This is a genomic window from Rhodopirellula sp. JB055 (assembly GCF_043100905.1).
Classification (GTDB): Bacteria; Planctomycetota; Planctomycetia; order Pirellulales; family Pirellulaceae; genus Rhodopirellula.
The window spans coordinates 1-10411 of the sequence record NZ_JBICHO010000586.1 but is presented as its reverse complement, the minus strand read 5'-3'; the positions used below and the strand labels follow the sequence as shown (position 1 = coordinate 10411).

13 protein-coding genes are annotated in these 10411 nt (G+C 56.0%); 5 read left to right on the top strand and 8 right to left on the bottom strand.

The window, feature by feature from the left end; all coding sequences use genetic code 11:
* A partial coding sequence (locus tag ACF8AM_RS22980) for an ArsA-related P-loop ATPase (protein WP_392557892.1) occupies positions 1-940 on the top strand: 940 nt, incomplete at its 5' end.
* Positions 941-1114: 174 nt separating this feature from the next.
* Here the strand turns inward: ACF8AM_RS22980 and arsB are convergent.
* A complete protein-coding gene (gene arsB / locus ACF8AM_RS22975; protein WP_392557891.1) occupies positions 1115-2170 on the bottom strand; it encodes an ACR3 family arsenite efflux transporter in 1056 nt (351 codons plus the stop codon).
* A 72-nt stretch (positions 2171-2242) separates the two neighbouring features.
* Positions 2243-2602, bottom strand: a complete 360-nt coding sequence (locus tag ACF8AM_RS22970; RefSeq protein WP_392557890.1) for an ArsR/SmtB family transcription factor — start codon at positions 2600-2602, stop codon at positions 2243-2245.
* Between ACF8AM_RS22970 and ACF8AM_RS22965 the strand changes: the two genes are divergently transcribed.
* Both ACF8AM_RS22965 and ACF8AM_RS22960 read left to right on the top strand, forming a co-directional pair.
* Positions 2601-2951, top strand: coding sequence for a hypothetical protein (locus ACF8AM_RS22965; RefSeq protein WP_392557889.1), 351 nt, complete (start codon positions 2601-2603; stop codon positions 2949-2951). The two genes, ACF8AM_RS22970 and ACF8AM_RS22965, sit on opposite strands and share 2 nt — an antisense overlap.
* A complete protein-coding gene (locus ACF8AM_RS22960; protein ID WP_392557888.1) occupies positions 2896-4137 on the top strand; it encodes a multidrug effflux MFS transporter in 1242 nt (413 codons plus the stop codon). Before ACF8AM_RS22965 ends, ACF8AM_RS22960 begins: the two co-directional genes overlap by 56 nt.
* On the opposite strand, the gene ACF8AM_RS22955 is transcribed toward ACF8AM_RS22960, so the two are convergent.
* Positions 4088-4705 carry a nitroreductase family protein gene (locus tag ACF8AM_RS22955; protein WP_392557887.1) on the bottom strand — a complete coding sequence of 206 codons (618 nt, stop codon included), beginning with the start codon at positions 4703-4705 and terminating at the stop codon, positions 4088-4090. The genes ACF8AM_RS22960 and ACF8AM_RS22955 overlap by 50 nt on opposite strands.
* Positions 4706-4945: 240 nt before the next feature.
* Between ACF8AM_RS22955 and ACF8AM_RS22950 the strand changes: the two genes are divergently transcribed.
* Positions 4946-5260 (top strand): TMEM14 family protein, encoded by a 315-nt coding sequence (locus tag ACF8AM_RS22950; RefSeq protein ID WP_392557886.1) that lies wholly within the window; start codon positions 4946-4948, stop codon positions 5258-5260.
* 233 nt (positions 5261-5493) lie between these two features.
* Here the strand turns inward: ACF8AM_RS22950 and ACF8AM_RS22945 are convergent, their stop codons facing one another.
* The 5 genes from ACF8AM_RS22945 to ACF8AM_RS22925 all read right to left on the bottom strand — a co-directional run bounded on the left by ACF8AM_RS22945 (position 5494) and on the right by ACF8AM_RS22925 (position 8887).
* On the bottom strand, positions 5494-5985 hold the full coding sequence (locus tag ACF8AM_RS22945) for a PGPGW domain-containing protein (RefSeq protein WP_392557885.1): 492 nt from the start codon (positions 5983-5985) through the stop codon (positions 5494-5496).
* A complete protein-coding gene (cls, locus tag ACF8AM_RS22940; RefSeq protein ID WP_392557893.1) occupies positions 5982-7382 on the bottom strand; it encodes a cardiolipin synthase in 1401 nt (466 codons plus the stop codon). The genes ACF8AM_RS22945 and cls overlap by 4 nt, the downstream gene beginning before the upstream one ends.
* Before the next feature lie 311 nt (positions 7383-7693).
* Positions 7694-7942, bottom strand: a complete 249-nt coding sequence (locus ACF8AM_RS22935) for a DUF3565 domain-containing protein (protein WP_392557884.1) — start codon at positions 7940-7942, stop codon at positions 7694-7696.
* 13 nt (positions 7943-7955) lie between these two features.
* The gene (locus ACF8AM_RS22930) at positions 7956-8717 is read right to left on the bottom strand and encodes an AAA family ATPase (protein WP_392557883.1); all 762 of its coding nucleotides are present in this window, start codon (positions 8715-8717) and stop codon (positions 7956-7958) included.
* The gene (locus ACF8AM_RS22925; RefSeq protein ID WP_392557882.1) at positions 8714-8887 is read right to left on the bottom strand and encodes a hypothetical protein; all 174 of its coding nucleotides are present in this window, start codon (positions 8885-8887) and stop codon (positions 8714-8716) included. The genes ACF8AM_RS22930 and ACF8AM_RS22925 overlap by 4 nt, the downstream gene beginning before the upstream one ends.
* Positions 8888-8990: 103 nt before the next feature.
* Between ACF8AM_RS22925 and ACF8AM_RS22920 the strand changes: the two genes are divergently transcribed.
* A partial coding sequence (locus tag ACF8AM_RS22920; RefSeq protein WP_392557881.1) for a peroxidase family protein occupies positions 8991-10411 on the top strand: 1421 nt, incomplete at its 3' end.

Genomic DNA, 10411 nt, shown 5'->3' with positions numbered 1-10411 from the left:
GATCGGGATCGATTCCCTGCGTTTGCTTGGGACGAGCGATTCTGCTGCGGTGACCGATGCGACCGGCGAAGGGGCTGATCCGACGAATGAGTTGCCGATGCTGTCTGAGTTGATCGATGATCTGGTTGCACCCGGGCACGGGGTCATTTTGGCGATGGGCAAAGGTGGTGTTGGCAAGACCACTGTTGCTGCGGCTGTTGCGGTGGCCATTGCGGAACGCGGATACGACGTTCATCTGTCCACGACTGATCCGGCGGCTCACCTTGCAGCGGCGATGAACGACGAACGCCTTCCAAACCTGTCGGTCAGTCGCATTGATCCAGAAGCGGAAACTGCCAAGTATTCGGCCGTGGTGTTGGGCAAGGCGGGCAAAGACCTCGACGAACAAGGCAAGGCACTCTTGGAAGAAGATCTGCGATCGCCTTGCACGGAAGAGATTGCTGTCTTCCGCGCGTTTGCGGATGCCGTTGCCAGCGGAACCAACCAGTTTGTTGTGCTCGACACAGCTCCCACGGGGCACACGGTGTTGTTGCTGGATTCCGCGTTGGCCTATCATCGCGAACTCACGCGGCAAACCAGTGAGATGCCGGAGGCCGTGGAGAACCTGCTGCCACGACTCCGTGATCCCGAGTTCACGCGAGTGTTGATCGTGACGCTGCCTGAATCGACGCCGGTGCATGAAGCCGCATCGCTTCAGCGAGATCTGCGACGAGCTGAGATTGAGCCTTACGCATGGGTGGTCAATCAAGTGCTGGCGCCGCTGCCCCTGACCGATCCGTTGATGAAACAACGGCAATCACATGAGCAGCTATACCTGCGTGAAGTCAGCGAAGTTCAGGCTGATCGAGTCGCCGTCATCCCTTGGCAGCGTGAACCACCAATGGGCCTTCAGGGGCTCAGTCGACTGACTCATTCGGACCTTAGTGCCTCAGTTCGCTGACGAACTGTTGATTCGAAGTGCCGTACTGCGTTGCTGGCGGTTGATCAGACGCCGATCGGGGCCAGCACCCATCGGCGTGTTGTTGTCAGTCGGCACACAATCAAATGAACACCTTGTGAGGGAATTCCATCCCGGCGAAGACGGGAACGTTCAGCGCGGGCATTTCCAATGTGGCTACGGTTCGAATTTAGCAAACGATGGGCTCGTTCGATTGGCGTAGGCGACCAGGGCTAGCATCACGGGCACCTCCACGAGGACTCCCACGATCGTGGCCAGCACCACCGGGGAGGACGCACCGAACAGCGTGATCGCCACAGCCACGGAAAGCTCAAAGAAGTTCGATGCACCGATCATGCCCGCTGGAGCGGCAATGCTGTGACGGCAATGCAGTTTGTAGCAGACGCCATACGCGAGGAAAAAAATCAGCACCGTCTGAATGATCAGCGGAATCGCGATCAACAAGATGTGCAGTGGGTTGTTCAGGATCACTTCCCCTTGGAACGAGAAGATCAGCACCAATGTCAGCAGCAGGCCCGCAATGGTGATGTGGTTGAACTTGGGCAGGAAAGCGTTTTGGAAGTACTCCTCGCCTTTGGATCGTATCACCAAGTTGCGAGTCAGGACTCCGCCCGCTAGTGGAACCACGACAAACAGAACCACCGAGATGATTAGAGTCATCCAAGGGATGGTGATCCCACCGATACCCAGCAAAAGTGCCACGATCGGAGTGAAGGCAACCAAGATGATGAGGTCATTGGTCGCGACTTGAACGACCGTGTAGGCGGGGTTGCCGCGAGTCAGGTGACTCCAGACAAAAACCATTGCCGTGCACGGGGCAGAACCCAGCAGGACTGCGCCAGCCAAGTAGTCTTTCGCCAGTTCGGGTGAGATCCATGGTTTGAACACCACATAGAAAAAGAACGCGGCGATCCCGAACATCGTGAATGGCTTGATCAGCCAGTTGACGATCCAGGTAACAAACAATCCTTTGGGGTTTTTGCCCACATTTTTGATGCTGGCGAAGTCGACCTTCATCATCATCGGGTAGATCATCAACCAGATCAGGAATGCGATCGGGATCGAAACGTTGGCGTACTCGAACTTTGCCAAAAACTCGGGAATCGCGGGCAGGAACTTACCGATCAGCACGCCGGTCACCATGCAAAGGGCGACCCAATACGTCAGGTTCTTTTCGAAAAAGCTGATCGCTGTATTTTCAGCTTTGTTCATCTCGTCGGTCTTTCAAATGGATTGAATTGGGAACGCATCCAAGGCATGCGCGGGGTGTGATTGCTGGGTGGGTCAAGATGACTTTTCGGGTGTCCCTCGTTTGCTTCGCTTGGGACGACACGCTTCAAAGGCTTTCGCGATCGCACGAAATGATTCGGTGAGGTGTTTGTAACGCACGGAATAGAACACCGTGCGGCCCTCTTTGGTGGCGGTGAGGACGCCGGATTTTTCGAGCACGCCCAGGTGTCGCGAAACCACTGACATGTCCACTTCGCTGCATTCCGCGAGTTCGGTGACCGAGCATGCTCTGCCGCACTTGGCCAAACAGGAAAGCAATTTCAAACGCGTCGGTTCGCCGAGAGCTTTGAACAATTCCGCGTCGAGCGAGTCGTCGGTCGGCCCGCAGCACAACGAGGCTTCTTGTGGATTCATGTCTTTTTATTTGGTTGCATGTTTGCGTCAGTATGCAAGTTTTGTCGTTTTCGCCATGCATGTCAAGATGAAGCTGATGGTTGTGGTTGGGGATTTCCAGGGCCCCGCGTTTGGCAAGCTTGGTTCAAACCCAAGTGGTTGCCCGATTGTCTTGTTCGTGGAATCGGGATTTCAAAACGCGGGGCATTCACTCGGGTACGTCGGTGCGGGAGAACAACGCGGGGAGCACGGGCGACTGTCGGTCTGGATTTGCGAAACGGACATTGCCATGCTGTATCGAATCGAAAACCGGCATGAGATTGAGAGCGAAGATGGAATCGGAGCGGAAGCAAAATTTGCCGCTGGGTGAGTTTGTCACCTTGATGGCGTTGATGATGGCCTTGGTCGCTTTGGCGATCGATGCGATGCTGCCAGCCCTGCCGATCATTGGAGAGGAATTGGGGGCCACACATGCCAACGACAGTCAGCTCATCGTGTCTTTGTTGTTCTTTGGGATGGCACTGGGGCAATTGTTCTTTGGGCCTCTCTCGGACAGCGTTGGTCGGAAGCCAGCGTTGAACGCAGGGTTGGGGCTCTTCATCGTCGGTTCGATGATTTCGCTGTTCGCCAGTAGTTTCACGGTGGTGTTGATCGGGCGTTTTGTGCAGGGACTCGGTGTTGCCGGTCCGCGCAGCGTTTCGCTGGCGCTGATTCGCGATCAGTATCACGGTCGGTCGATGGCACGCGTGATGTCATTTGTGATGACGATCTTCATCTTGGTGCCGGTGATCGCGCCGACGTTGGGCCAAGGGATTTTGATGGTGGCGGATTGGCGGGCGATCTTTGTGGTGCTCGCCGTACTGGCGTTGATGCTGTTTGGCTGGTTCGCATGGCGACAGCCAGAAACGTTGTTGCCCGCTCAACGCATGCCCTACTCGACCCGGCGGATTTTGCACATTGCACGTGAGATTTGCCTCCATCCGATCGCACTCGGCTACACGGTTGTGGCCGGTTTGGTGTCGGGGGCGTTCCTCGGTTTTTTGAGCTCCGCGCCTCAGATTTTTCAGCAGCAATACGGCCTCGGTTCTTTGTTTCCGATCTATTTCGCCGGACTGGCTTCGGCCACCGGAGTGGCGTCGCTCTTGAATGCCAGCTTGGTGATGCGATTTGGCATGGGCGTTTTGATTCGGCGTGCCATGCTGGTGCTGGCCGTCGCATCCGCTGCCTTCCTGGGATTCGCATTCCTGCATGCAGGCAGTCCTCCGTTGTGGACCACGATGGTCTACTTGGTGGCGACCTTCTTTGCCATTGGGATCTTGTTTGGCAATCTGAATTCGATGGCCATGGAACCACTTGGGCATGTTGCTGGGATCGGAGCCGCTTTGGTGGGCTCCGTTTCGACCTTGATTTCTGTGCCGCTCGGCATCCTGATTGGACACAGTTACAACGGGACCATCTTGCCACTGGTGAGCGGCTTTGCCGTCCTGGGGGCTCTGTCCTTGTTGGTTATGCGTTGGGTGGAAAGCCGTTTTCGACGACCAAGTCTTCCAGGCTGAGTTGCCCTGGTTTCGGCCAAGGTTCTTTGGTGCCTTTGCCGATTGCGACCATGGGGCCCATCACGTGATCGTCGGGAAGATGGATCAGTTTGGCCACCGCCTCGATGTCAAAGCCGATCATTGGGCATGATTGATACCCCATGCCTTGGGCCGCCAGCATCATCGTTTGCATTGCCATGCCGATCGAGCGTTGGGCTTCGTCTCGCTGAAGCCACTCGCGTCCTTGGTGAAATTCACCCATCCAGTTGACGATCATCTCGGAAATATCGGTGGGGACATTTGCCCAGTAGCGGGAGGGCTCTTTGGCCCAGGCTTTTGTGTCCCCTGTGAACAGCACCAGCAACGATGCGTCGGTGATTTGCGACTGGTCGCTCCCGTGTTCTTTGCGGATCGTCGCTCGCAACTCGGGATCACGCAGGACGACGAACCGCCAGTGCTGGATGTTGAAGCTGGTTGGGGACTGGATCGTGGCTTCGAACAGTTCCTTCTCTTCCGCATCGGTGAGTTTGTGGGCTGGATCGAATGCCTTGATGGATCGGCGTTGGTAGATGGCGTCTTTGACTTGCATGGTTTTTCTCGAAATCGAGTTGTCGGTCGTGGGAGAAAAAGAGATGGTTTTCGGAGGCGTCCTTCCGCCTGCACGGATGCGGAAGGTCGAACGAAGCCACTCTGGTGAGCGTGTGTGTGCCTGGCGCCTTGCGGATCACGCACTACAATTCAGTAAAACGCGGCTTGCCTGGTTGGATCCGTTTTCAACCCACTGAATCATGGCTGCCGAACTTTGCCTTTTGAAATCAAAGAGACTTGCGTGGACTTCCCTGCAATCGTGACAGCAATCTTCGGAGCTTTCGTCGTTTTTGGAGGAGTCATGGGCTATGTCAAAGCCAAGAGCAAGGCATCGTTGATTGCCGGTAGCATCACAGGCGGTTTGCTCTTGCTGGCAGTGTTCCTGATGGTCCGAGGGATCACAGCAGGGGCGATCCTAGCGATCGCGGTTTCGCTTCTCTTGATCGGTCAATTCGGGCCTTCGCTTGCGAAGAAATTCAAAGTCATGCCCAACCTGTTGGTCGTCATCCTTGGTGTGATCACCATCGGCACACTGGTTTTTAGCCTCCTTCGCTAGTGGTCTGTCACGACTTGTTTCTAGGGTAGTGGGACGAGGCGACGAGTCCTGAGCTGGCATTAAATCCAAGGACTCGTCGCTTCGTTCACGACGATCAACCCGCACGTTGAGCTTTGACAGACCACTCGGTACCGAGAATCAATGCTGGACGAGGGCCTCCAGGAGGCAACGTGCACCGTTAAGACCCCCGTCCCCTTTTCGATGGACGTCCCGTTTCTCGAGTCCGATTTCGGTCATGGATCGAAGTCTGGTGTGTCTTCGGTTGCGGAGGGAGCGTCGCTGGTCGGTGGCGAGTGGGGCTCGATCACCAGCGGTGGCGCGTTCGCTTTCTTACGAAGCCAGTGGATGGATTTGCCGACTGGTGGAAAGCGAATCAGTTTGGCTTCCAATTGATGCTTTCCTGGAAAGTCCATCAACAGGACACCGATTGCGACGGTCAGCAAACCCTGGCCCGGAAGGACCAACATGGCAATTCCGGCAAGCAGCAGCGACGCGCCCAATAAGTTCTTGAGGATCAGACCCGACCACCGTAGCAACGGATGCTGATCCGCAAACAGAGTTCGTGGGCGATGTGGTTTGGCGAAATAGTCAGCCGGGATTCGGACCACCAGATATGGCACGCTGAGCAGACTGCCAACGAAAACCAGGGCGGAGATGACTGCGGCCCACTGCATGATGCCCTTGTGTTCATGGAGTAGTTCGTAGAGGTCGTTCAGAAAGTTCATTGGATGGGGGCGAGCAGACGGCAGACACGAACCAGGAACCGATAGGGAAGTGAACTTTCGGTGTACTCGGCCGCCGATGCAAGTTCGCTGTTGGCGAAATCCGCTTTCAACATTGTTTCGACCTCTTTCGCGAACTCTTGGTTGATCATCAGCATCGTGATTTCAAAGTTCAATCTCATGGAGCGATTGTCGAGGTTGGCGGTCCCGATCAGCGAAATGGAGTCGTCGATCAACCAAACTTTTTGGTGCAAGAAGCCAGGCTGGTAGCGATAGATCTGGATGCCTGCTTCCTTGGCTTCTTCGAGGTATGAAATTCCCGACCAATAGACATGCATGTGATCGGGGTTTTGGGGAATCAAAATCCGGACATCCACCCCACGGAGCGCCGCCAGTTGCAACGCGGACATCAATTGCTCATCAGGAATGAAGTACGGACTGACGATCCACAAACGGTCTTTGGCAGAATTGATCGCGTGCAAGAAGAACAGGGTTCCTGTCTCGAGAGTATCGGCAGGTCCTGTTGGCAAGCACGCCGCGATGACGTCGCCTCCTTCTTCTCGCTTTGGGTCCCAGTGCAAATCGGGCAAGGTGCCGGTGGCCCAGTTCCAATCTTCCACGAACGGTGTTTGGGCACAGAGGACAACCGGCCCGCGGAGTTCGACATGGGTGTCACGCCAGGGAGTCAGCACCGGATGATCACCCAGGTATTCATCTCCGACGTTGTGCCCGCCGACGAAAGCAACTTTCCCATCAACCACGACAATCTTTCGGTGGTTGCGGAAATTCAGCCGGAAGCGATTGCCTTTCCCTTGTGTTGTGTTGAATGGAACAATTTCGACGCCGCCACGACGAAGCTCATCGATGTATTTCGGTGACAGATCTTTGCTGCCAAGTTCGTCATAAAGCACATACACTCGGACTCCTTCGGCGGCCTTCTTGAGAAATGCTGCCTTGCACTTTTGGCCCAGTTTGTCGTCTCGCAAAATGTAGAATTGAAAGAGGACGTAGTCTTCCGCTTCGTTGATACTGGTCAAAATGGCATCGAATGTTTCCTGGCCGTTGATCAGCAGTTTGGCGGAGTTGCCTGTCGTGATCGGCAGTCGCGTGAGGTTGTTCAGCAAACGCGTTTGGCTTTCTTCGTGGGGTGTCTGCGGTTGGAGCAGCAGGTCGTCCTCGGCGAGTTCCATCCGGGCTCGATTGGCCACCTCGCTGTTGGCGATTTGCTCACTCCGCCGGAGTAAGTCGTATCCATCGAACTTGGATTGCCCGAGTGCCCAGTAGGCGGGGACGGCGACATATGGCAATGTGTTGAGGCTGACCGCCCAGGCCACCGCACCTTGTGACGTGCGAGTCGACATCACGGCTTGGATCGAGGTCAGCGCACCGAGCACATGCATGAAGAGGACAAACGCCGCGAAAGCCCGTTTTCTCTTCGACCTCGGCTTTGGGGTTTCGGCGGAGGTGTCCGCGGGCTCCGAGGTTGGTTTGCTGCGTTGAAACATGGCGATGGCAACTTGTTTTGGTCGACGTCCACTCGAGTGGCGATTGCGAGTGTCGTGGAAGCCGGGGGCTCCGGTATGACGGTGCGATTGTATCGGACGTGGCGGGAACCGTAGCCACGAGAATGCTGACTCGCTCAAACGGAGGCCAGGAACACAGCGAGCCAGTTGCCGCCGGTTGGTGGCTCGACCCCGTGAACCGAATTGCATCATCGCGATGGCTGGCTTGGTCGATCATCGGGTGGGGATTGGTCAACGCATTTTTTGCATCCCAGTTCATAGCCGATCATGGCGTCGCGTCCTTCCTGGGTCAGCACCCAGCGACGGGTGACCAAGGGTGGCGAGTGACGGACGTGCTGGTTGTGGCCGCAGGCGAGTTGCGCGACCCAGTGGCCTTCGTCGTCGGTGTGGAAACCAATGATGGGTTGTGGAACGGTTGCCTCGGTAGAATTTTTCATGATGCGTGTTCCCCTACTCGTTGATCTCTGTGTCGTCGCCCAGCAGGTGTGACAGCATCCGGCGAGGGTTTTCTAGGAAGGAACGGGTCACTCGGTAGTGTTCCGTTGCTTCGTAAGCGATCGGTTGGATGCCTGCTTCTCCGAACGAGTAAATCTGGGCGTGCGGGTAACTCATGATGATGGGTGAGTGGGTGGCGATGACCAATTGCGATTGCTGACTGACGATGTGGTCGAGCAAAATCAGGAATTCCAACTGACGCTGTGGTGAGAGTGCGGCTTCCGGCTCATCGAGGAAGTACAAACCTTGCCCGAAGCGGTTTTCAACCAATGTCATGAACGCTTCGCCGTGCGATTGTTCATGCAGTGACTTGTCGCCGTAGCTGTTCCCAACACCGAGGTTTTCGATTTCGGTCGCCACATTGAACAGGCTTTCGGCCCGCACGAACCAAGCGTCCGGCACCAATGCATGATAACGCCGCAATTTCAAAGCTTTGTGCAGTTCGGAATGACTCTCCCGAGTCGCGAACATCATGTTGCGACTGCCGCCTTCCGCGTTCAAGCCATTGGCAATCGCGATCGCTTCGAGCATCGTCGATTTGCCCGAACCGTTTTCACCGACAAAGAACGTGACCTTTGGATGCAAGTCCAGCTTACGAAACGATTTCAGCGATGGCAGGTTGAACGCATAGTGCGTCGGGTCGTGGATTCTTTCGGGAGCCAAGAAGACCGATTCGATGAACGGTCCCGGTGTGATCCCTGGCTTCAACGTTCTCACGATGTTTCTCCGCGAAAGGTGGTTTGGCATGGCTTGGCGACCGTGCGTTTGAGTTGACCAAAGAACAACGGAGCGAGCAATCGCGGCAAACCGCCAGCGAACTCGAACACTTCGTGGGGCAACTCAGCGATGCTTTGCAAGAACAAGAACCCGACGAGGAAGCGTGACACCTGCAGGAGGACTTTGGCCCTTGAAAAGGAGAGCCTTCTTCGCGGTCGAGCCGATCCGCGGTCGGCATTCCTTCCCCCACTCTTCTCTGCCGCAGGTGCGCACATGGATAACTCCTTCGGACGATCGGTCAAAGGCCGCCAACCCTTTCGTCGCAAATCATCCAGCTCAAAGAAACGAAGTCGCAAGCGAACGCAGCGACGTTTGAAGTCTGAGACACTGGAAACACGTCAGCTACTCGCTGCGAATATCTTTCATAACGACGTGATGCCTGAATCGCTCAATGATGACGGTGTCGCATCAGTCGTCGACGCTCGTGCCAACTTTGATCGCTTGAGCCAATCATTCCGCAGCGGCGGTCCACAACAACACGGTCCGAGGCGTTTGCCGGACGTTGATGATGAAGTCGACCTGCCCGATAGCGAGACAGAGGACCCTTCGGCTGATCTGCCAGCGGATTCCTCTTTAGAAGGCCTGCCGACCGAGTACCGTTCGATTGACGGGTCCGGCAACAACCTCGAAGACACGGAACTCGGCACCGCCGGGACCCAACTGACTCGGGTGGCTGACAGCGACTACGCCGATGGGGTTTCCGAACCCGCCGGGGAAGATCGCCCAAGCGCACGCGAGATCAGCAACGTGTTGGCAACTGACGAAGAACTGATCAGCGATCGCGACTTGTCCGCGTTCGTCTACGTGTGGGGGCAATTCATCGACCACGACATCTCCCGCACGCCCTCCGGTGGAGAGTCGTTTGACATCGAAGTTCCGATTGGTGATGAATACTTCGATCCGTTCGGGACAGGTACCGAAACCATTTCGTTCACCCGATCGGCCTACGATTCGGAAACCGGAGCCGATACCGCTCGCGAGCAGATCAATGCGATCACGACTTGGATCGATGGTTCGGTGATTTACGGTTCCGATGACGAAACCGCGACCGCGCTGAGGACGCTTTCGGGCGGTTTGTTGAAAACGAGCGAAGGCGACTTGTTGCCCTACAATAACGAGGAAACCTTTCCCGACGGCACGCTCGACATGGACAACGACGCGGGGATTGTTCCCGATGAAGAGTTGTTTGCCGCGGGCGACGTTCGGGCCAACGAGAACATTGCACTGACCGCGATCCAAACCTTGTTCGTCCGCGAACACAATCGTTTGGCAGAAGAAATTGCTGCGGCCGATTCCACGTTGACGGACGAAGAAATCTATCAGCAAGCTCGTGCGATCGTGGTCGCTGAACTGCAGGCGATCACCTACAACGAATGGTTGCCGGCTGTCTTGGGTGAAGACGCCTTGAGCGACTACGAAGGGTACGACTCAACCGTCGACCCAACGATTGCCAATGAGTTTTCGACCGCGGCGTTCCGGTTCGGCCACAGCTTGCTGGGCGATGACGTTGAGTTCCTCGACAACGAGGGCAACGAGATCGGCGAAGAGATTCCGCTCAGCCAAGCGTTCTCCAATCCGGAAGCGGTGTCCGAGAACGGCATCGATTCGATCATCAAGTATCTGGCGTCCGACCC